We start from the raw sequence: 20,309 nt of genomic DNA on the forward strand, positions 1-20,309 counted from the left end.
CACCCGTGATCGAGGTCCCCCTCGCCTACGCCTTCACCGTCGGGATGGTGGCAGCGGTCAACCCCTGCGGGTTCCCCATGCTGCCGGCCTACCTCTCCTACTTCATCGGCCTCGACGACGAGCGAGCCGACGGCGGTGGGCGGGTCCCACGAGCCCTGGCCGCCGCGGCCGCGGTCTCGGCGGGGTTCCTGGTGGTCTTCAGCGCCCTCGGCATCCCCATCAACGCCGGTGTCACCTCGATCTACCGATGGATGCCCTGGCTCACGATCGTGATCGGGCTCGGCCTCGTCGGCCTCGGCGGGGCCATGCTCCTCGGCTACCGCCTGAAGGTGGCCCTCCCCCGCCTCGACCGGGGCGGTGGGAGCCGGCAGTTCGGCTCGATGTTCCTCTTCGGCGTCTCCTACGCGATCGCGTCCCTGAGCTGTACCCTCCCGCTCTTCCTCACCGTCGTGGCCGGCACCACGGAGCGCTCCAATCCCCTGTCAGGCCTCTTCGCCTTCGGTGCCTATGCCCTCGGGATGAGCGTCGTGCTCATGGTGCTGTCGGTGGCCCTGGCGCTGGCCCGGGAGTCGATGGTGCGGCGGGTGCGTGCCGCCCTCCAGTACGTCGACCGCGTCGCCGGCGTCCTGCTCGTCCTCGTCGGGGCCTACCTCGTCTACTACGGGGTGTGGGCACGTGACCCGCTCAACGCCACCACCAGCCCGTTCGGCGCGGTGGAGCGCTGGTCGGCCGACATGGCCGGGTGGTTGGGCAACGGTGGCGTCGGCCTGGGTCTGACCTTCGCCGGTGTGGTGGTCGCCGCGGTCGTGGGCGGCGCCCTGCTCCACCGTCGTGAGCGGCACGACTTGCCCGGCGCCGGGCACGAGGTCGAGGGCGAGGGCGACACCGAGCCCGTGACCACCGCCTGACCCGAGGTGGGGCGCCAAGCGCACCCAGTCCGTAGGGTCGGGGCATGGACCTCCGCATCTTCACCGAGCCCCAGCAGGGAGCGACCTACGACCAGCTCCTCGGGGTGGCCCGAGCCACCGAGGAGCACGGCTTCGACGCGTTCTTCCGCTCCGACCACTACCTGGCCATGGGCGGCGGCGACGGCCTGCCCGGCCCCACCGACGCGTGGGTCACCCTCGGCGGCCTGGCCCGGGAGACCTCTCGCATCCGCCTGGGCACCCTGGTGACGGCCGCCACCTTCCGACTGCCGGGGCCCCTCGCCATCAGCGTGGCCCAGGTCGACCAGATGAGCGGCGGCCGGGTCGAGCTCGGCCTCGGCAGCGGCTGGTACGACGCCGAGCACTCCGCCTACGGCATCCCCTTCCCCTCCCTCGGCGAGCGCTTCGACCGCTACGAGGAGCAGCTCGAGGTCATCACCGGCCTCTGGGCCACGCCCGAGGGCGAGCGCTTCTCCTTCGACGGGTCGCAGTACCAGGTGGCCGACTCCCCCGCCCTCCCCAAGCCCGTGCAGCGTCCCGGACCCCCGATCATCATCGGTGGCGGTGGCAAGAAGCGCACGCCCGCCCTGGCCGCCCGCTTCGCCAACGAGTTCAACCTGCCCTTCGCTCCCGTCGACCGCTTCGAACGCCAGTGCCAGCGGGTGCGTGCCGCGTGCGAGGCCATCGACCGCGACCCCGACGAGCTCACGTACTCCATCGCCCTCGTGGCGTGCTGCGGCACCGACGAGGCCGAGGTGGAGCGCCGGGCGGCCGCCATCGGTCGCGAACCCGACGAGCTCCGGGCCAACGGCGCCGGCGGCCTGCCCGGTGAGGTCGTCGATGCCATCGGCCGCTACGCCGACGCCGGCGCCTCCCGCGTGTACCTCCAGGTCCTCGACGTCGACGACCTCGACCACATCGCCCTGCTCGGCGACCAGGTCCTGCCCCGGCTCACGTAGCGCGTAGATCCCGGTCAGGGAGCGAGGCGCCGGCGGGACCACGGGGCGCCGGGGGTGGCGCGGGTGAAGTGGAACCGGTCGTGGAGGCGGTCGGGGCGGCCGTTCCACACCTCGATGACCTCGGGCACCACCAGGTAGCCACCCCAGTGGGGCGGGCGAGGGATCTCCTCGGTCTCGGGGTAGGCGGCCTCGACCTCGGCGAGGCGCCGCTCGAGCACGCCCCGGTCGGCGATGGGCCGGCTCTGCTCGGAGACCAGGGCCCCGAGGCGGGCACCGCGAGGACGGCTGGCGAAGTAGGCGTCGGACTCCGACGCCGGGAGCCGCTCGGCGCGCCCCGAGACCCGGATCTGGCGGGCGAGGAAGGTCCAGACCAGCACCAGCGAGCAGCGCGGGTCGGCGGCCAGCTCGCGGCCCTTCACGCTGTCGTAGTTGGTGAAGAACCGGAAGCCGGCGTCGTCGAGGCCCTTGAGCAGCACCGCCCGCGACGACGGGGACCCGTCGGACCCGACGGTCGACAGCACCATGGCGTTGGGTTCGTCGAGGCCCGCCGCCACCGCCTCTGCCACCCAGGCGCGGGACAGCGCCATCGGGTCGTGGCCAACCTCGCCCTCGTCCAGCGAGGCTCGGCGGTACTCCTCACGCAGGCGGGCCAGCTCGTCGTCCACCCCGCCAGTCAACACCCGTCCAACGACCCGGCCCACCCTCGGCAGGCATCATTGCCGGGTGGTGGTGACCGGGCGGGATGAGACGGTGGGCGGACCAACCCCACCTGGACGCGTCTTCTACGGCTGGGCCGTGGTCGCCGCGGTCTTCACCATGCTCTCCGTCGCATCCGGGCTCGGCTTCTACAACCTGACCGTGTACCTCCGAGCCCTGACCACCGAGCAGGGGTTCTCCGTGGGAGGAGTCTCCGGCGCCACCGCCGTGTTCTTCCTCACCAGCGGGGTCGTCGGCCTACCGGTTGCCCGACTCATCGAACGCCACGACCCCCGGCCCACCATCGCCGGCGGCGCCTTGCTCGGAGGCGCCTCCCTCGCCCTGCTCGGACAGGTCACCGTCCTCTGGCAGGTCTATGCCCTCTACGTCGTCTTCGGCGCCGGGTTCTCCGCCGCGGGGCTGGTGCCCGGGATCACGGTGGTGACGCGCTGGTTCACCCGCCGCCGGTCCGTCGCCCTGTCCGTGGCGTCTACCGGGCTGTCCGTGGGTGGGATCGTGATCACACCGCTCACCGCCGGGCTCATCACCCGCCACGGCCTCGACGCCGTGACCCCGTGGCTGGGACTGGCCTTCGTGGTGGGGATCATCCCTGTCACCGCCGCCGTGGTCCGGTCGTCCCCGGCTGCACTCGGCCTCCAGCCCGACGGAGACCCCGCTCCGCCCGACGACGGGACAGCCCGGGAGATCGACGGCGTGCCCTACGCCGTGGCCCGGACGACCCGGTTCTTCATCGCCGTCACCGCGGCCTACGTCTTGGTGATGCTGGCGCAGGTCGGCGGGCTCGCCCACCACTTCAACCTGGTCAGCGAACGCCTCGACGAGGGCCGGGCGGCGTCGGCGGTCTCGGTGGTGGCCGCCACCAGCGTGGTCGCCCGCCTGGTGGGCGGCTGGCTGGCGACCCGTGTGCCCATCCGAGCCCTCACCGTCGTCCTCATGGTCACCCAGGGCCTCGCACTGGTCCTCCTCGCCACCGGTCAGGGCAGTGCCGCGCTCTACGCCGGCTCGGTCGCGTTCGGCCTCACCATCGGCAACCTGCTGATGCTCCACCCGCTCCTCCTGGCCGAGGCCTTCGGGGTGCGGGAGTACGGTCGGATCTACTCGGTGAGCCAGCTGGTCATGACGATGGGCGTGGCAGGAGGGCCCGCCGTGGTGGGTGTGGTGCACGACGCCACCGGTGGCTACGGCCTGGCCCTCACGCTGGCGGCCATGGCGTCGGTCGCCGGCGCCGTTGTGCTCCTGACGGGCAGCGGCTCGGTCCGGGCCGCATCGACCTGACGCAGCCACCGTGCCCCCGCTGGGGCCACGCTCATTGCATCGGCACCAGCTCCACGACCTCCCCGGCGATCAGGAGGACGCCGTCGGCGACCACGACGGGGGCCACGGCGTGGCGCGCCCGAGGCGCGCTGGCGACGCCGATCCGCGCACCGGTGCGGGCGTCGAGCACCTGCAGCTCGCCGTCGGTCACGGCCGCCACCGCCGAGCCGTCGGTGGCGACCCGAAGGGTCCGATCGCCGCCCGGGCCGGCCCGCCACCGCACCGAGCCGCTGGCGACGTCGAGGGCGAGGGCGCCATCGGTCGTGGCCACCACGACGACCCCACCGGCCGACGCCGGCGACTGGAGGAGGAGCCCCCCGGTGGCGACCCGCCAGCGCTCGCCACCGTCGAGGGTCGAGAGGCCGACCACCGCTCCACCTCCGTCGCCGGTGACCACCACGTCGCCCACGACCACCGGGGGCACCTCGGGGCGGGCAGGCGTGCGGCGCTCCCAACGCTGCTCGCCGGCTCGGGCGTCGAGCGCCTCGATCCCGGCGTCGGTGACGACGACGACCGTTCCCGCCCCCGCCGCCACCATGCCCGGACCGGCACCGACCGCACGGCGCCAGCGCTCCTCGCCGGTGACCGCGTCCACGGCCAGGACCTCGCCGGCCAGGAGAAACGCCGAGGTGCCGTCGATCGCCAATGGCCCACCGGGCGCCACGTCGATGGTCAGCCGCCACCGCTCGCTGCCGGTGCGGGTGTCCACGGCGAAGACGTGCCCGGCCTCCCCATCGGGCGCGGAAGTCACCAGGTAGGCGAGCCCGGCGTGGGCGACGAGGCCACCCACCGCCCGCTCGCCGGCCTCGAAGCGCCAGCGGACCCGTCCGTCGCTCAGGCCAACGGCCAGCGCGACGCCGTCGGCGGTGGCCACGAAGGCGTCGCGCCCGTCGACCGCCGGCGGGCTGATGACCTCGGCGCCGGCGGTCAGGCGCCACACCGCCGTCAGGCCGGCATCACCGGGTTGGCGCCAGACCGACGCGACCACCACAGCAACGACCACCGACACCACGCCGAGCGCCACCGCCAGCGGGACGTTGCTCCGGGTCCTGACCGGCGCCGGCGGCTCGGCCGGCGCAGGCGGGCGGGGCAACCCGCAGGCGGGGCAGGTCCTGGCACCGAGGGCGGTGCTGCCACAGGCCGGGCACCGCGGCGCGCTCGGGGGCGCCACCGGCCGGGGCGACGGGGCGGGGCGGCCGCAGCGGGGGCACGAGGCAGCCACCGAGGCCCTGGCCGCACCGCAGCCGACGCAGCGGGCGGGGGCGCTCAGCGTGACGGCGAGCCCCCGGCCGGCCGCGGAGCGACCAGCGCTACCCTGCCGGCGTGGCGACCGGCGGTGGGCGAAGCGAGCGGGAGGAGCAGGTCCTCGCCCGCCTCAGGGCCAGGGGCGGGCGCGTCACCGGAGCCCGACGGGCGGTGCTCGCCGGCCTCCTCGACGGGCCGGGCCACGTCAGCGCAGAGGAGCTGGCCGAGGTCGTGCGGCGTAGCCAGCCCGAGGTCCACCTCTCGACGGTGTACCGCGCCCTCGAGGCCTTCGAGGCACTCGGCGTGGTCACCCACGTCCACCTCGGCCACGGCCGGGCGATCTACCACCTGACCGACCAGCTCCAGCACCACGCCGCCTGCGAGCGCTGCGGTGCGGTGATCCACCTCCCCGACGGCCTCTTTGCCGACGTGGCGGAGCGGCTGGAGGGTGACTTCGGGTTTCACCTCGACACCCACCACTTCGCCCTCGTGGGGACGTGCGAGCGCTGCGCTCACGAGGCCGGCGGACCCGCCAGCGTGTCCGCGCCACCGAGGTAGGGCTGCAGGACCTCGGGCACCCCGACGCTGCCGTCGGGCCGACGGTGCGACTCCACGATGGCCGGCCAGATCCTCGACCACGCCAGCGCCGATCCGTTGAGGGTGTGCACGAACGCCGTGCCCTTGCCGCCGGCGGGCCGGTAGCGGATGTTCGCCCGGCGGGCCTGGTAGTCGCTGAACCACGACACCGACGAGACCTCGAGCCACCGGTCGACGCCCGGTGCGTAGACCTCGAGGTCGAACTGGCGGGCGTGGCACTGGCCGAGGTCGCCGGTGCAGATGTCGAGCACGCGGTACGGCAGGCCCAGCTCCTGCAGCAGGCCCTCGGCTCGGCCCAGCAGCTCCTCGTGCATGGCCGGGGCCTGCTCGGGGGTGCAGTACGAGAGGATCTCGACCTTGTCGAACTCGTGGCTGCGCAGCAGGCCGCGGGTGTCGCGACCCGCCGAGCCCGACTCCCGCCGATAACAGGCGGTGGCGGCGGTGAGGCGGACGGGCAGGTCGCCCTCCTCGAGGATCTCGTCGCGGGCCAGCGACGTCAGAGGCACCTCCGCTGTGGGGATGGCCCACAGGTCGTCGCGCTCCATGTGGTAGGCGTCGTCAGCGAACTTGGGGAGCTGACCGGTGGCCACCAGGGTCTCGGTGCGAACGAAGGTCGGGGGCCGGATCTCCTCGAACGCGTCGCTGTGGCGGTCGAGGGCGAAGGCGGTGAGGGCCCGCAGCAGCCGTGCACCGGCGCCCCGGTACATGGGGAACATCGACCCGGCGATCTTGGCGCCCCGCTCGAGGTCGAGGATGCCGAGCTCCTCGCCGACCTCCCAGTGCGGCACGCGCTGGTGCTCGCCGTAGCCGTCGGGGTCGTAGCCCTCGACGCGCAGCACCACGTTGTCGTCCTCGCCGAGCCCGTCTGGCGCGTCGTCGGCAGGCAGGTTGGGGATGCGCAGCAGCAGCTCCCGCAGCTCGACCGCGGCGAGGTCGGCCTCTGTGGCGAGCTGCTTCTCCTCGTCGCCGAGCGCTCGGCTCTGCTCCTTCCTCGCCTCGGCAGCCTCACGGTCGCCGGCGCTGGAGAGCCGACCCACCTCCTTCGAGAGGTCGTTGACCTCGCTGCGGATCCGGTCGCGCCCCTCCTGGAGCGCCCGTCGGCGCTCGTCGAGCGATGCCGCACGGTCGAGCTCGCCCAGGTCGGCGCCTTTGCGGGCCAGGCCGGCCTTCAGAACGTCGAGCTCCGTGCGCAACCGTCGGGCATCGAGCATGGCGGGGACGGTAGCGGGCGGAGCGATGCCGCCGAAGTCGGTTGGCCCCGGCCGGGCGACGGTAGCGTCCCGTCGTGCCTGCGGTGTCGGTGTCCGACTTGGTCGTCCGCTACGGCGACACCACCGCCGTTCGTGGCATCAGCTTCGAGGCAGAGGCGGGTGAGGTTTGCGCGCTGCTCGGGCCGAACGGCGCCGGGAAGACCACCACCGTCGAGACCCTCGAGGGATACCGGCGGCCCGACACTGGCGAGGTGCGCGTACTCGGCTTCGACCCCCGCCGCGACCGGGCCCGGCTCGCACCTCGCATCGGCGTGATGCTCCAACAGGACGGCGTGTACCCGGGCATCCGTCCCCTCGAGGCGCTGCGCCTCTTCGCGGCCTACTACGACGACCCTGCCGACCCCGAGCAGCTGCTCGACCGCGTGGGGCTGCGACCGGTGGAGGGCGCCACCTGGCGCCAGCTCTCCGGTGGTGAGCAGCAGCGCCTCTCCCTCGCGTTGGCCCTCGTCGGGAGGCCGGAGGTCGCATTCCTCGACGAGCCAACAGCGGGGATCGATGTCGGCGGGCGCCAGGTGGTCCGCCAGGTGGTCCGTGAGCTGCGCGAGGCAGGGGTGGCAGTGGTCATGACGACCCACGACCTGGAGGACGTCGAGCGCCTGGCCGACCGCGTGGTGATCATCGACCGGGGGACCGTGGTGGGAGCGGGCACGCCCGCCGAGCTCATGGGCTCCGGCCCCGGCGACGAGATCCGCTTCGGCGCGCCGGCGGGCATCGACGTCGCCGACCTGGCCACCTCGATCGGAGCCTCTGTCACCGAGGTCACGCCGGGCGAGTACGTCGCCGCCGTCCCGCCCACACCGGCTGCCGTGGCTGGTCTCACCGGCTGGCTGGCAGCCCACGACCTCCCCCTCGCCGACCTGCGGGCAGGCCGCCAGCGCCTGGAGGACGTGTTCCTCCGCCTCACCAGCGAGGCCAGCGCTGCCACCGCGGCGGCGGAGGGCGACGGGCCTGTGCCGGGGACGGGCCGGCGGCGGGTCCGGAGACGCCGATGACGGCGTTGCTGGCCCAGGCACGAACCGAGCTGGCGCTCACCGCCCGCCGGGGTGAGTCACTCCTCCTCCTCCTCGGCATCCCGGTGGTGCTGCTGGTGTTCTTCTCCCTGGTCGACGTGCTTCCCATGCCAGCGGGCGTCGACAACCCCGTCGACTTCCTGGCGCCCGGCATCCTTGCCCTGGCGGTGATGTCGGCCGCCATGGTGAACCCCGCGATCGCCACGGGCTTCGAGCGTGAGCTCGGCGTCCTCAAGCGCCTCGGCACCACCCCGCTCGGCCGGCCGCGCCTCCTCGGCGCCAAGACCATCGCCGTCCTCGCGGTGGAGGTGGTGCAGGTGGTGGTGTTGGTGGGGGTGGCCGTCGCCCTCGGCTGGCGGCCGGGCGGCAACCCGGCGGTGGCGGCCGTTGTCGCCCTCGTGGCCAGCGTGGGCTTCGCCGGCATCGGGTTGTTGCTCGCCGGGACCCTCCCGGCACTCACCACGCTCGCCGCCGCCAACGGCCTCTACCTGGTCCTTCTCCTCCTCGGTGGCATGGTCTTTCCCCTCGACCGGCTGCCCAGTGCGCTGCGGACGATCGCCGAGCTGCTACCGGCCGGTGCCCTCTCGGCCGCCCTCGACGCCGCCCTCACGACCGGAGCTGCCGTGCCGGCCAGAGCCTGGCTGGTCCTGGTCGCATGGGCGTTCGCCGCCCCCGCCCTCGCCGTCTGGCGCTTCCGCTGGGAGTAGCCCGCGGGAGCTGTCGAGCGACATCGACATCGTTCTGGCACCAGAAACGCGCCGTCGGGCAGCGCGATGTTGGTGCCATAACCGAGGCGACATTGTTCTGGCACCAGAAACGCGCCGTCGGGCAGCGCGATTCTGGTGCCAGAACCACGGACCGCGTCCGGGTCAGGAAGTGGGACGGTCGACGGGATCGGTCGGGGCGGGGGGTGCGGTCTTGAGCTGGCGCTCGACCTCCTCCCACGTCAACGTCCCGGCCGCCGTCGCGACCGGTGCCCGCCGATCGAGCGGCATGCCACCGGCGCGGTCATCCTCCTGCTGCTTGGTGGCGAAGCGGATGAACAGCATGGCGATCACGAACCAGAGGTAGAAGCCGCCGACGGTCTTCATCACCAGGCCGGCCAGCTGCTGGTCGTGGGCCACCGACATGCCGGCGAGGCGGGTGGGCACGTCGTAGGCCTTGTAGACGACGCCCTCGGCGAAGGTCAGCCACCCGGCGGGCACGGTCGGGATGATCGACTGCATGAACAGGAAGATCATCTGCACCGGGAGGGTGAATCGCAGCTCCGGCAGCGGGCCCGCCACCGGGGTCCACATGATGAGGGCGGCGGCGACCACGACCACGTGCACCAGGTAGTGCAGCGGCGCACTGGACGCCGACGCGTTGACCACGCCAGGGATGTGGGTCGCGGCGACCACGGCGTTGAAGATCAACGTGGCAGTGACCGGTCGGGTGAGGAAGCGCAGCACCCGATACGGCACCCCGCTGCCCACCACCATCCGGGCGAGCCAGGTGGGCGTCGCCAGCAGGACCATCGGGGGGATCACCAGCGACAGCAGCAGGTGCTGGACCATGTGGACGCTGTAGAGGTAGCCCTCGGCGATGTCGTGCACAGGCCAGTCCGAGGCGACCCACAGCAGCACCAGGCCGGCGACGAACCAGCGGACCTGGCTGGCGGTCACCACCGGCTCGTCAGGACGGGTGGCCGTGGGCCCGATGCGGGTGATGGCGTACCAGTAGAGGAGGGCCAGGCCCCCGACCAGCACCCAGACCTCGGGGTGCGGGGTGAACCGCCAGGGGTCGGCCTGGGCGGCCATGGTGCTGCCGTGGACCAGCTCCGCCGAGGCACCCACGGTCAGCCCGACGAGCCCCAGAAGGAGAACGTGGCGAGGAACACGACGTAGACCGCGGCGGCCAGGGCGAGACCGGAGTAGAAGAGCCTGGTGAAGAGGTTGGAGTCGAAGCGCAGGTGCATGAAGAACGCGGCGACGACCCAGAACTTGACCGCCATCATCAGCAGGAGCCCGGTGATCACGATCGTGTTCCCGAGGTCGTCCTCGAGGTAGTAGAAGAGGACCTCCACGGCGGTGATGGCGCCCAGGATCAGGGCGATCGTCGCGTACTTGCGGTCGTTGGGGTGCTCGTGGCCCGCCCCGGTGACCGTCTCCTCGTGCGCCGTGGGCGCCGATGCGGGATCCTGCTCGAAGGTCTCGGTCTCGCTCATGGTCGCCTCTTAGGGGACGAGGTAGATGACGGTGAAGATGATGATCCAGACGATGTCGACGAAGTGCCAGTAGAGGCCAACGATCTCGACCGTCTCCGAGCGCCCCGTGGGCAGTGAGCCCCGGTGCGACATCACGAACAGGCTCAGCAGCATCACGATGCCGATCGTGACGTGCGCGCCGTGGAACCCGGTGAGCACGTAGAACGCCGAGCTCTGGATGTTGGTCGTGAAGCCCAGGCCCTCCCGGTAGAAGGCCGTGAACTCGTAGACCTGGCCGGCGACGAAGGTGGAGCCCAGCAGTGCGGTGGTGAGCAACCAGGTGCGGAGCTGGCGGTGGTTGCCCCGCTGGATCGCCGACAGGGCCAGCACCATGGTCAGCGAGCTCATCAACAGGATGAACGAGCTGACCGAGGTGAAGGGGATGTCGTAGAGCTCGCGCACCTCTGGCCCGCTGACGACCTCCTTTCCCCGGTAGAGCAGGAAGGTCGAGATCAGCCCGCCGAAGAGAAGGCACTCGGACCCGAGGAAGGTCCACATCGCCATCTTCTCGTTGGAGAGGCCGGTGCTCGTGTGGTGCCCGCCTCCGGCGTGCTCGGCGTGCGGCTCGTGCCCACCGGGGGGCACCACCATGGTCGACTGCTCGGTGGTGCTCACGAGGGCTCCTCCGTGGTGCCGGCGGCGACGGGGTCGGCCGCGGTGCCGGGGTCGTCGTCATCGTCGACCCGGTCGGGCTCGACGTGGCCGTGGCCGGCGTCGGGGTCGACCGACGGCTCGAGGCTCCAGCCGTAGACGGATGCGATCAGGACGAGGCCGCCGAGGGCCGACAGCCAGTAGGTGAAGAGGAGGCCGTAGGCGATCAGTGGCAGGCCCAGGGCCAGCACGATCGGCCAGTACGACGGCGACGGCAGGTGGATCGACTCGGGCGGGGGTGCCGAGGTGCCACCTTCCTCGGGACCCACCACCGACATCCACTCGTAGTCATCGCGCCGAACGATCACGCCGTGGTCGTCCTCGCCGTACTTGCGGTGCCACCACTCGTCGAGCTGGCTGACCGTCGGCTCGATGTCGAAGTTGTGGGCCGGTGGCGGGGAGGAGATGGACCACTCGAGCGTGCGGGCGTCCCAGGGGTCGGCGCCGGCGGGCGGGTTGGCGCGGCTCTTCACCACGTTGAAGATCCAGAGGAGGAACGACGCGGCGATCAGGTACGAGCCCCACGTCGCCAGCTGGTTCATCAGGTCCCAACCCATGCCCTCGGCGTAGGTCGCGGTGCGGCGGGGCTGGCCCTGGAGCCCGAGGATGTGCATCGGCCCGAACGTGAGGTTGAAGCCGGCGAACATCAGCCAGAAGTGAGCCTTGCCGATGGTCTCGCTCAGCATCCGCCCGAAGACCTTTGGCCACCAGAAGTAGACGCCGGCGAAGATGCCGAACATCGATCCGCCGAAGAGCACGTAGTGGAAGTGGGCGACGATGTAGTACGTGTCGTGCTGCTGGGTGTCGTGCGGGGCGACCGAGTGGGTCACGCCCGAGAGGCCGCCGATCACGAACTGAGACACCAGCGCCACCGCGAAGAGCATGGGCACGGTGAAGTTCAGCTTCCCGTTCCAGAGGGTGGCGATCCAGTTGAAGATCTTCACGCCCGTGGGCACGGCGATGAACATCGTCGACAGCGAGAAGGCCGCCACCGACACGGGGCCGAGCCCGGAGGCGAACATGTGGTGGGCCCACACGCCCCAGCCCATGAACCCGATGGCCACACCGGAGAACACCATGAACGGGTAGCCGAACAGCGGCTTACGGGCGAAGGCCGGGATGACCTCCGAGATGATGCCGAACGCCGGCAGGATCAGGATGTAGACCTCGGGGTGGCCGAAGATCCAGAAGAGGTGCTGCCACAGCAGCGGGTCGGCACCCTCGGCCACGTTGAAGAAGTTGGCGCCGAAGAGCCGGTCGAACATGAGCAGGAACAGCGCCACGGTGATGACCGGGATGGCGAAGAGCAGCAGGAACTGCGCCACCAGGCTCATCCACACGAAGATCGGCATCCGCATGAGCGTCATGCCGGGGGCCCGCATGTTGATGACGGTGACGATCAGGTTGACCGCGCTCGCCAGCGAGGCGATGCCCGTGATCTGGAGGCCGAGCGTCCAGAAGTCCTGGCCCATCCCGGGCGAGTAGGCGAGGTTGTTGCTGAGGGGCGCGTACGAGGTCCAGCCGTTGTCGGGGGCGCCCCCGAGGAAGAAGCTGGAGTAGAGGAAGAGCCCGCCCGCCAGGAAGATCCAGTAGCTGAGGGCGTTCAGCCGGGGGAAGGCGACGTCGCGCGCCCCGATCATGAGCGGGATCAGGTAGTTCGCGAAGGCGGCCAGCATCGGCATGATCACCAGGAAGACCATGGTGGTGCCGTGCATGGTGAAGGCCTGGTTGTAGGCCTGCTCGCTCAGCACCTGTCCGTCGGGTGTGGCCAGCTGCGTGCGGATGAGGAGCGCCTCGAGGCCGCCGATGGCGAAGAAGACCATCGCGGTGGCGCCGTACATGATGCCGATCTTCTTGTGGTCGACCGAGGTCAGCCACGAGCGCCAGCCGGTGGTGGCGGTGGGTCGCCGGAAGACGCCGAGGGGCTCGCGCCGCTCGGCGTCTTCCCCTGCCGTCAGCTCGAGGACGGGACGGTCGTCGGTCAGTGCCATTGGGGGGCGCTCCAGGTCATCGCAGCGTCTCGAGGTAGGCGTACAGGGCGTCGATGTCGGCCTCGCTGAGCTCGCCGATCACCATCAGGGAACCGGCCTTGCGCTGCGGGTCGCGCAGCCAGGCCTCGACCTCGTTGCGGTCGTTGAGGTCGTAGATGCACCCGGCGAAGCAGTCGCGGGTGAAGAGGTGGGTCAGGTCGGGCGCCGGCGGGGAGGTCTCCGAGACCACCTCGTACTGGCCCCGCACGTCGTGGCAGGCAGCGCAACCACGGGTCTCGAACAGCTCGAAGCCCTCGGCGGCGAGGCCGTCGGTGGGCGCCTCGGGGAGCTGGTGCTGGCTCTCGACCCAGGCGTCGAAACCGGCCTCGTCGTGTGCCACGACCTTCAGGCGCATGTTGGCGTGGGAGGCGCCGCAGAACTCGGCGCACTGGCCGGAGTAGACGCCGGGCTCGTCGGCCTCGATGGTCCAGGTGTGGACGCGGCCGGGGGTGACGTCGCGCTTGCCGTTGAGGCGAGGCGACCAGAACGAGTGGACGACGTCCTCGGAGGTCATCTCCAGGAACACGGGGCGCCCGGCGGGGATGTGCAGCTCGTTGGCGGTGACGATGTCGCCGTGCTCGGGGTAGGAGAAGGCCCACCAGTACTGCTGACCGGTGACCTCCACCAAGATGGACTCGTCGGGGCGCTTGTCGTCGAGCTCGAAGATGACCGGCACGGTGAAGACGGCCATCACCGCGAGCACGAGGGCGGGGAGGATCGTCCAGCCAACCTCGAGGCGGGTGTTGCCGTGCGTCTGCTCGGGCCAGGCATCGTCGCCGTCCTTGCGACGGAACTTGATCACCGCGAAGACGATCGCGCCCTGGACGAGCACGAAGACGGCCACCGCCACCCAGAACACGGGCACGAAGAGGTTGTGGACCGAGCGGGCGTAGGGGCCGGCCGGGTCGAGCGCGTCCTGGGGGGCGTCGCCGGCGCAGGCGCCCAGCACGAGCACCATCGTCGCGGGGCCGAGCCAGCGGAGCAGGCGGCGGGACTGGAGAACCTTCATGCACGGGCTCCTGCGAGGCACACGGTGGGTCGGAAGGAGTGCAGGCGGGGGGCGGCACAGCCGCCGGCCCGAAGCCTTGCCGAAGACGGTGGGGGCGGCCAACTCGCCGAAGCGCAGGTCACGGGGTGCCGTGGGGGTCGTCCGCGGCCGGCTCCTGGGCCACGAGGGTCCCCTGCATGGTGGTGGGGTGCACGTCGCAGATGAAGGTGTGCTCGCCGGGAGGAGCGTTGATCAGGACCGTCGCGGCGTTCCCACCGGGGATGATCTCCGTGACGGCGTCGTCGAGGCCCTGGATGTGGACGTTGTGCTGGACGGTCTCGTCGTCGTGGTTCTCGAAGACGATCGTCACGTCGGTGTCGGCGTCGAGCGTCACCACCTCCTGGTCGAAGCCGGTCGCGCTCGACGCCGAGATGACGACGTCGGCGTCGGACTCGACGTCAGCGTGGTCGTCGCCGTAGTGGTGGAACTCGCGCTCGCCGGCGACTGCGCCGATGATGCCCCCACCCAGGAGGGCGATCACCCCGAGGACGACGATGCCGCTGATCAGCGAGGAGCTCAGCTGCGGCCGGTTGGCCAGGATCGCGGCGATGCTCAACACGAGGGCGGCGATGAGGATGGCGACCACGGAGGACCCGGTCTGCGGCAGCGCCAGCAGCACCCGGGAGAACGCCAGCACCACCACCGCGAAGCCGATCACGGCAAGGGCGGGGATCTCGAGGGGGAACATGATCCGGTTCCGGAGCCCCTGGTTTGCGCCGGGGTCGGACGAAGCCCGCTCGGCCCATGCCTGGACCATCCACTCGACGAGGACGACGCCGAGGAGGGCGAGGCCTGCGTAGAGAAAGGCGTTGCCGGCGGCGAAGCCGATGACGGTGAGGGCCACGCCGACCGCCGACAAGGCGGGCCAGAGGGCAGGGAGAGCGTGGGGGTGGGGTACCTCGGTGACGGTGGCGCCTTCGGCGGGCGCAGCGACGTCTCCGTCGCGGACCACCGTCGCCGTGGTCCCGAGGACCGCGGCGGCGACACCGGCGAAGGCCAGGACGATGGCCCCGTACTCCTCGCCACTGGTGGCGACGAAGTAGACGCCGGCAGCCACGAAGGCCAGGAGGGCGATGGCGTACCAGAGCTTGGCGCCGGTGGTGATCATGTGGAGCCAGGACCTCCCTCGAGGAACCAGACGCACCACCACACCACGACGCCCGCGAGGGCGACGAAGTGCCAGACGATGGCGGCGGCGGCGACGAACTCGCTGTTGCGCGGGCTGAGCTGCCCGCCGAGGGCCCGGAAGCCCATGACCACGAACACGGCGACGGCGGCCACCACCATCAGGAGGTGGGTCACCGTCACCAGGTACATGGCGTTGGCCACCGCCGACTCACCGGCGGCCAGGCCGAGGACGTCCCATGAGAACGACAGGGCGTTCACGAAGGCCAGGCCCAGGAGGATGGTGATCCCGACAGCCAGGTACAGCTGGCGCCGCTCACCGATCTTGACCGCGGCCACAGCCCACTGGGCGGTGACCATCGACATCAGGAGGGTGCCGTAGGCCACGACCAGGGGGACGTTGGGCAGGTCGGCCCCGAGCCACTCCTCCCCGGCACCGGTGGTGGCCTCCCGGGCGGCGAAGTAGCTGGCCAGCACGCCAGCGAGGAGCATGATCCCGGCCGCGACGGCGAAGAGGGCGCCCACCACGACGGTGTTGCGGCGACGGGGCTCAGGCGCCGGGGGAAGGCCCAGCAGGGACATCGGAGCCCCCTCTTCGGTCGCCGCTGCGGCGCCGGAGCGGGAGACGTCGGTGGAGACGGCCATCAGGCGGGGACCTCCGTGTCGCTGCGGGCGTCGAGCACCGGGGTGGGTGAGGTGACGACGGGGACGGTGCCGACGAAGTTGCCCGGCGGGGGCGGTGAGGTCGTGGCCCACTCGAGGGTGTGGCCACCCCAGGGGTCGGCGGTGGCCCGCACGCCATTCCCGCGGCCCACGCTCGAGAGGAGGGAGCCGACAGCGACGAGGACGCCGAGGATGCCGAGGACGCCGCCGACGAGGCTCACCACGTTGAGGCCGACGAGGAGGTTCCCGTCGAGGGTCGCCGAGCGCACGGCCTGGTCCTCGACGAGGCCGGCCACGAGGTCCGGGGCGGCCAGGAGGAGGGCACCGAGGAACGTGAGGGCGAAGACGGCCTTGCCGGCGAGCTCACCCAGGTGGACGCCCCAGATCTTGGGGGCCCAGTACCAGAGGGCGGCAAAGGCGCCGAGGACGGCACCGCCGTAGAGGGTGAGGTGGATCTGGCCGACCTGCCAGACCATGCCGTCGAGCTCGAGGGGCTCGATCACCGACGCCGCGCCGGCCAGGGCCCCGAGGAAGAGGAGCACCACAGCGCCGAGCGCGAGCAGCAGCGAGGACGAGAGGGTGAGACGTCCCCGGCGGAGGGTGTCGCCCAGCAGGCCGACGAGCGCCAGGGCGGGCAGGAGCGATGCCAGGCCCATGGCGACGAAGACCAGGCTGCCGATCCCGCTGGTGGCCTCCTCGAGGCGAACGAAGGCGCCGAAGCCGAGGGCGCCCATGGCACCGAGGACGATGATCCCCGCGGCGTGCACCCGGTAGCGGCTGGCGCCGATCACCGGCACGATCTCGAGGGCCACACCGGCGGCCGGCACCACCAGCAGGTAGACGGTCGGGACCGACCAGAACCAGGAGATGTCGGCGTAGGACCCGACCTCGCCGCCGTAGCGGTGGGCGATGAGGAGCTCGATCAGACGGGCGATGAGCACGGGGCTGGTGAGCAGGGTGAGGCCACCGCCCACGAGGATCGACCAGGTGAACAGCGGCGTGCGCAGCAGCGTCATGCCGGGGGCCCGCTCGGTGACGATCGTGGTGAGCACGCTGCCGAGGGCGACGCAGGTGGCCGTGGCGAGGGCGATCAGCGACAGCAGGTAGAGGTCGACGGCCACCGCGTCGCCACCCGTGATGCCGCCGTCGGCCGCGTAGGCGCCGACCAGGACCAGGCCCGAGGCCAGATAGGTCCAGTAGGCGGCCGCCGCGCCCCGGGGGAAGGCGATGTCGGGGGCACCGACCTGCAGCGGGACGAGGTAGGTGGCCAGGCCAAGGAAGAACGGGACCAGGAACAGCAGGACGGCGACCTCGCCGTGGAAGGTGTGGAGCTGCTCGAAGCTGCCCGAGGAGACGAGGGCCAGGCCGCTGTCGATGCGCTCGACGCCGAGGATGGCGCCCACCACGCCCCCCACCACCAGGAACGCCAACGACGTGACGAGGTACATGCGCCCCACCCGCTTGTGGTCGGCGGTGGAGAGCCAGCCGGCCAGGCCCGCGAGCTCCGACGGGAGGACCGGCACGTCGGTCGTCGTGGAGCCGGCCGGAGCGGTGCCGGGGGCCTCTGTGGTCTCGGTCATCGACATGGGGCGGATCGAACCTCGGATCGTCGGCTCCGGGGTCGGGGCGGGGGCGCCGACCGGCCGGGCGGGAGGTTAGTCAGGGGGCACAGGGCTGGCGAACACGTCCGCACCAGGCCCGTCACACCCCGGAGCGAAGCAGCTGGTCGAGGGCCATGGCCCCGAACAGGAGGCTGATGTAGGTGATGGACCAGGTGAAGAGGCGCATCGCCCTCGCCGGGGTCGAGTCCCGGAGCAGCTGCACCGAGAACCAGGTGAAGATCGCACCCAGCACGACCGCAGCCACGAGGTAGATGGCCCCCATGCCCGCCACTGGCGAGAAGACCAGGGTGAGGGCCCAGAGGAGGAGCGTGTAGCCGAGGATCCGGATCGAGGTGGTGCGCAGGCTGGCCACGGCGGGCAGCATCGGGATGTCGGCAGCGGCGTAGTCGTCTCGGTAGCGCACGGCGAGGGCCCAGAAGTGAGGCGGGGTCCAGTAGAAGATGATGCCGAAGAGCACGATCGGCGCCCACGACAGCGAGTTCTGCACCGCTGCCCAGCCCACCAGGACCGGCACGGCCCCGGCAGCGCCGCCGACGACGATGTTGCTGCTCGACGTGCGCTTCAGCCACAGCGAGTAGACGAAGACGTAGAACGCCGTGGCGCTGACGGCCAGGACGGCGCTCAGGAGGTTGACCGTGCCCCAGAGCAGGGCGAACGCCGCCACCTCCAGCCCGATGGCGAAGACGAGGGCGTCGCGCGGAGCGATGAGGCCGGTGACCAAGGGACGGTTCTGGGTCCGCTTCATGATGGCGTCGATGTCGCGGTCGACGTACATGTTGATGGCGTTGGCGCCACCCGCGGCCAGCGCGCCGCCGGCAAGCGTGGCGAGGATGAGCCACAGCGAGGGCAGGCCCCCCGCGGCGACGATCATGGTCGGCACCGTGGTGATGAGGAGGAGCTCGATGATCCGCGGCTTGGTGAGGGCGAGATAGCCCGAGAGCCGGGTGCCGAGCGCCGGTCGGTCGACCTGGAGCACGGGCGAAGCCTATGGGAGGGTCGTCGCGTGGCCCAACCCGGACGGAGGGGACCCCGTCGCGACGCCGCGCTCGACATGAGCTCGCCGGCGCCGGCGCCCTACCATGACGTGGCGATGGCCCTCCCCCGCCTCTCTCCCCGGGCCTACCGGTGCATCACGCTGGGTGCCACGCTGGCGCTGGCCACGATCATCGTGACAGGTGCCGCCGTGCGCCTCACCGGCTCCGGACTCGGGTGCACCGACTGGCCCACCTGCGAGCAGGGCCAGCTGGCGCCGGCCGACATGTCGCACGCCCCGGCCATGATCGAGTTCGTGAACCGCCTCTTCACCGGCGTGGTCTCGGTGGCGGTGATCCTCGCGGTGCTCGGGTCGATGCTGCGCCGTCCCCGCCGGGGGGATCTCACGTGGCTGTCCGCCGGCCTGGTGATCGGCGTGGTCGCCCAGATCCTCCTCGGTGCGGCCGTCGTCCTGCTCGAGCTCTCCCCCCAGCTGGTGATGGGTCACTTCCTGCTCTCCATGGTCCTGCTCTGGAACGCCGTGGTGCTGCACCACCGCGCCGGGCGGCCCGAGGGCCAGGCGGTGGCCGTGGTGGAGCCGCTCGTGCTGCGGCTCGGCCGCACGCTCTTCGCGGTGGCCGCTGTCGTGATCTTCACCGGCACGGTGGTCACCGCCACGGGTCCCCACGCCGGGGACCAGCTGGCCACCCGTCTCGGCTTCCACCTCCCCGACGTGGCCCGCGTCCACGGGCTCTCCGTCGTGGTCATGGTGGTGCTGACCCTCTCCCTCGTCGCGCTGCTGGTCCGTCGAGGCGCCCCCGAGCGGGTCCGGGTCACCGGCGCCGTGCTGGTGGTGCTGCTCCTCGCTCAGGCCGGCGTGGGGTACGCCCAGTGGTTCGCCGGCGTCCCGGCGCTGCTGGTGGGCGTCCACATCATCGGGGCCATCGCGGTGTGGACGACGGTGGTGCGACTCAACCTCGTGCTCTCGGCGGTGCTCTCGCCCACGACCGGCGGGCGCCGCCTCCAGGAGCACCCTCCCGACCACCGTGACCACCGTGACCACCGCGACGACCGGGACGACGAGACGCGGCGCGACCAGACGCTGGCCGCCACGTGATCGTCGACTCCACCAGCCCCGTCGAGGTCCGGGAGCCCGACCTCGGCGAGGAGGCCGAGACCGACACCCCCTGGATCGTCCTGGTCTGGAACGACCCGATCAACCTGATGTCGTACGTGACCTTCGTGTTCCAGAAGCTCTTCGGCTACAGCCTCGAGAAGGCGACGAGCCTCATGATGGACGTCCACCACAAGGGTCGTGCCGTCGTGTCGAACGGCACCCGCGAGAAGTGCGAGATGGACGTCTTCCGCCTCCACGAGCACGGCCTCTGGGCCACGATGCAGCAGGACACGTGATGGGGTTCTTCACCCGCCGGGTGCGGCGGACCCGCAGCGGTGACTTCGAGATCCGCCTCCCCGAACAGGAGCGTGAGCTGCTCGCCAACCTCGTCCCCCAGCTCCGCACCGCCCTCACCGACGGAGCCGGGGACGGCGCAACCGGCGTCGCCGACCCGGGCCTGCGCCGGTTGTTCCCCTCGGCCTACGTCGACGACCCCGAACACGACGCCGAGTACCGCAGCCTCGTGCACGACGACCTGCTCGGGCGTCGCCTCGCCGCCCTCGACACCGTCGAGGAGACCCTGGCGGCGACCCGGCTCGACGAGGAGCAGCTGCTGACCTGGATGGGCGCGGTCAACGACCTCCGCCTCGTGCTCGGGACCCGACTCGACGTGAGCGAGGACACCGACTTGAGCCCCGACCCAGACGACCCCGAAGGCCCGGCGCTCGCCGTCTACGCCTACCTGGGGATCCTCCTCGAGTCGATCGTCGCCGCCCTCGCCGACTAAGGCTCACGGG

At 71.6% G+C, this 20,309-nt stretch carries 21 protein-coding genes; 9 read left to right on the plus strand and 12 right to left on the minus strand.

All coding sequences use genetic code 11. From position 1 onward, the window contains the following. Nucleotides 1–5: 5 nt before the first annotated feature. Complete coding sequence (locus tag VMN58_06920; GenBank protein HUF32926.1) at nucleotides 6–908, plus strand: cytochrome c biogenesis CcdA family protein; 903 nt, start codon at nucleotides 6–8, stop codon at nucleotides 906–908. A gap of 44 nt (nucleotides 909–952) precedes the next feature. After that, a complete protein-coding gene (locus tag VMN58_06925; protein ID HUF32927.1) occupies nucleotides 953–1,885 on the plus strand; it encodes an LLM class F420-dependent oxidoreductase in 933 nt (310 codons plus the stop codon). Nucleotides 1,886–1,899: 14 nt separating this feature from the next. On the opposite strand, the gene pdxH is transcribed toward VMN58_06925, so the two are convergent. Beyond that, a complete protein-coding gene (gene pdxH / locus VMN58_06930) occupies nucleotides 1,900–2,550 on the minus strand; it encodes a pyridoxamine 5'-phosphate oxidase (protein ID HUF32928.1) in 651 nt (216 codons plus the stop codon). 58 nt (nucleotides 2,551–2,608) lie between these two features. On the opposite strand from pdxH, the gene VMN58_06935 reads away from it, so the two are divergent. Next, entirely contained in the window at nucleotides 2,609–3,877 is a 1,269-nt protein-coding gene (locus tag VMN58_06935; GenBank protein HUF32929.1) for an MFS transporter, read from the plus strand. Between the two features lie 31 nt (nucleotides 3,878–3,908). Here the strand turns inward: VMN58_06935 and VMN58_06940 are convergent, their stop codons facing one another. Further along, nucleotides 3,909–5,009, minus strand: a complete 1,101-nt coding sequence (locus VMN58_06940; protein ID HUF32930.1) for a PQQ-binding-like beta-propeller repeat protein — start codon at nucleotides 5,007–5,009, stop codon at nucleotides 3,909–3,911. Between the two features lie 230 nt (nucleotides 5,010–5,239). On the opposite strand from VMN58_06940, the gene VMN58_06945 reads away from it, so the two are divergent. Further along, a complete protein-coding gene (locus VMN58_06945) occupies nucleotides 5,240–5,719 on the plus strand; it encodes a Fur family transcriptional regulator (GenBank protein ID HUF32931.1) in 480 nt (159 codons plus the stop codon). Here the strand turns inward: VMN58_06945 and serS are convergent. Beyond that, nucleotides 5,674–6,969, minus strand: coding sequence for a serine--tRNA ligase (gene serS, locus VMN58_06950; protein HUF32932.1), 1,296 nt, complete (start codon nucleotides 6,967–6,969; stop codon nucleotides 5,674–5,676). The two genes, VMN58_06945 and serS, sit on opposite strands and share 46 nt — an antisense overlap. Before the next feature lie 74 nt (nucleotides 6,970–7,043). Between serS and VMN58_06955 the strand changes: the two genes are divergently transcribed. Then, complete coding sequence (locus VMN58_06955; protein ID HUF32933.1) at nucleotides 7,044–8,021, plus strand: ABC transporter ATP-binding protein; 978 nt, start codon at nucleotides 7,044–7,046, stop codon at nucleotides 8,019–8,021. Beyond that, nucleotides 8,018–8,746: an ABC transporter permease gene (locus VMN58_06960; protein ID HUF32934.1), complete on the plus strand. Its 729-nt coding sequence runs from the start codon at nucleotides 8,018–8,020 to the stop codon at nucleotides 8,744–8,746. The genes VMN58_06955 and VMN58_06960 overlap by 4 nt, the downstream gene beginning before the upstream one ends. A gap of 162 nt (nucleotides 8,747–8,908) precedes the next feature. On the opposite strand, the gene VMN58_06965 is transcribed toward VMN58_06960, so the two are convergent. The 9 genes from VMN58_06965 to VMN58_07005 form a co-directional block, all read right to left on the minus strand. Beyond that, nucleotides 8,909–9,874, minus strand: a complete 966-nt coding sequence (locus tag VMN58_06965; protein ID HUF32935.1) for a cytochrome c oxidase assembly protein — start codon at nucleotides 9,872–9,874, stop codon at nucleotides 8,909–8,911. Between the two features lie 2 nt (nucleotides 9,875–9,876). Then, a complete protein-coding gene (locus VMN58_06970; protein HUF32936.1) occupies nucleotides 9,877–10,245 on the minus strand; it encodes a cytochrome C oxidase subunit IV family protein in 369 nt (122 codons plus the stop codon). A 9-nt stretch (nucleotides 10,246–10,254) separates the two neighbouring features. After that, the gene (locus tag VMN58_06975) at nucleotides 10,255–10,899 is read right to left on the minus strand and encodes a heme-copper oxidase subunit III (protein HUF32937.1); all 645 of its coding nucleotides are present in this window, start codon (nucleotides 10,897–10,899) and stop codon (nucleotides 10,255–10,257) included. Beyond that, nucleotides 10,896–12,926: a cytochrome c oxidase subunit I gene (ctaD, locus tag VMN58_06980; protein ID HUF32938.1), complete on the minus strand. Its 2,031-nt coding sequence runs from the start codon at nucleotides 12,924–12,926 to the stop codon at nucleotides 10,896–10,898. The genes VMN58_06975 and ctaD overlap by 4 nt, the downstream gene beginning before the upstream one ends. A 16-nt stretch (nucleotides 12,927–12,942) precedes the next feature. Further along, complete coding sequence (gene coxB / locus VMN58_06985) at nucleotides 12,943–13,974, minus strand: cytochrome c oxidase subunit II (GenBank protein HUF32939.1); 1,032 nt, start codon at nucleotides 13,972–13,974, stop codon at nucleotides 12,943–12,945. A gap of 118 nt (nucleotides 13,975–14,092) precedes the next feature. Further along, nucleotides 14,093–15,121 (minus strand): cupredoxin domain-containing protein, encoded by a 1,029-nt coding sequence (locus VMN58_06990; protein ID HUF32940.1) that lies wholly within the window; start codon nucleotides 15,119–15,121, stop codon nucleotides 14,093–14,095. Then, nucleotides 15,118–15,783: a cytochrome c oxidase subunit 3 gene (locus VMN58_06995; protein ID HUF32941.1), complete on the minus strand. Its 666-nt coding sequence runs from the start codon at nucleotides 15,781–15,783 to the stop codon at nucleotides 15,118–15,120. The genes VMN58_06990 and VMN58_06995 overlap by 4 nt, the downstream gene beginning before the upstream one ends. Continuing rightward, nucleotides 15,783–17,387 (minus strand): cbb3-type cytochrome c oxidase subunit I, encoded by a 1,605-nt coding sequence (locus tag VMN58_07000; GenBank protein ID HUF32942.1) that lies wholly within the window; start codon nucleotides 17,385–17,387, stop codon nucleotides 15,783–15,785. The genes VMN58_06995 and VMN58_07000 overlap by 1 nt, the downstream gene beginning before the upstream one ends. A gap of 115 nt (nucleotides 17,388–17,502) precedes the next feature. Next, nucleotides 17,503–18,399 carry a heme o synthase gene (locus tag VMN58_07005; GenBank protein HUF32943.1) on the minus strand — a complete coding sequence of 299 codons (897 nt, stop codon included), beginning with the start codon at nucleotides 18,397–18,399 and terminating at the stop codon, nucleotides 17,503–17,505. A 114-nt stretch (nucleotides 18,400–18,513) separates the two neighbouring features. Here VMN58_07005 and VMN58_07010 point away from each other — a divergent pair, with 114 nt between their 5' ends. Genes VMN58_07010 through VMN58_07020 form a run of 3 tightly spaced genes read left to right on the plus strand, consistent with a single transcriptional unit; the run spans nucleotide 18,514 to nucleotide 20,299 of the window. Then, nucleotides 18,514–19,512: a COX15/CtaA family protein gene (locus VMN58_07010; GenBank protein HUF32944.1), complete on the plus strand. Its 999-nt coding sequence runs from the start codon at nucleotides 18,514–18,516 to the stop codon at nucleotides 19,510–19,512. After that, nucleotides 19,509–19,808 carry an ATP-dependent Clp protease adapter ClpS gene (gene clpS, locus VMN58_07015; GenBank protein ID HUF32945.1) on the plus strand — a complete coding sequence of 100 codons (300 nt, stop codon included), beginning with the start codon at nucleotides 19,509–19,511 and terminating at the stop codon, nucleotides 19,806–19,808. Before VMN58_07010 ends, clpS begins: the two co-directional genes overlap by 4 nt. Then, nucleotides 19,808–20,299, plus strand: coding sequence for a DUF2017 family protein (locus tag VMN58_07020; GenBank protein HUF32946.1), 492 nt, complete (start codon nucleotides 19,808–19,810; stop codon nucleotides 20,297–20,299). The genes clpS and VMN58_07020 overlap by 1 nt, the downstream gene beginning before the upstream one ends. Nucleotides 20,300–20,309: the final 10 nt, after the last annotated feature.

The organism is Acidimicrobiales bacterium, assembly GCA_035512495.1.
In the GTDB taxonomy this organism is placed as follows: domain Bacteria; phylum Actinomycetota; class Acidimicrobiia; order Acidimicrobiales; family CADCSY01; genus DATKDW01.

What these genes read in the sequence shown, in the direction of transcription:
- serS (HUF32932.1), bottom strand. Translation starts at nt 6,969, where the DNA reads ATGCTCGATGCCCGACGGTTGCGCACGGAGCTCGACGTTCTGAAGGCC.
- VMN58_07000 (HUF32942.1), bottom strand. Translation starts at nt 17,387, where the DNA reads ATGTCGATGACCGAGACCACAGAGGCCCCCGGCACCGCTCCGGCCGGC.
- ctaD (HUF32938.1), bottom strand. Translation starts at nt 12,926, where the DNA reads ATGGCACTGACCGACGACCGTCCCGTCCTCGAGCTGACGGCAGGGGAA.
- VMN58_06925 (HUF32927.1), top strand. Translation starts at nt 953, where the DNA reads ATGGACCTCCGCATCTTCACCGAGCCCCAGCAGGGAGCGACCTACGAC.
- VMN58_07010 (HUF32944.1), top strand. Translation starts at nt 18,514, where the DNA reads ATGGCCCTCCCCCGCCTCTCTCCCCGGGCCTACCGGTGCATCACGCTG.
- VMN58_06995 (HUF32941.1), bottom strand. Translation starts at nt 15,783, where the DNA reads ATGGCCGTCTCCACCGACGTCTCCCGCTCCGGCGCCGCAGCGGCGACC.
- VMN58_07020 (HUF32946.1), top strand. Translation starts at nt 19,808, where the DNA reads ATGGGGTTCTTCACCCGCCGGGTGCGGCGGACCCGCAGCGGTGACTTC.
- VMN58_06960 (HUF32934.1), top strand. Translation starts at nt 8,018, where the DNA reads ATGACGGCGTTGCTGGCCCAGGCACGAACCGAGCTGGCGCTCACCGCC.
- VMN58_06990 (HUF32940.1), bottom strand. Translation starts at nt 15,121, where the DNA reads ATGATCACCACCGGCGCCAAGCTCTGGTACGCCATCGCCCTCCTGGCC.
- coxB (HUF32939.1), bottom strand. Translation starts at nt 13,974, where the DNA reads ATGAAGGTTCTCCAGTCCCGCCGCCTGCTCCGCTGGCTCGGCCCCGCG.
- VMN58_06970 (HUF32936.1), bottom strand. Translation starts at nt 10,245, where the DNA reads ATGAGCGAGACCGAGACCTTCGAGCAGGATCCCGCATCGGCGCCCACG.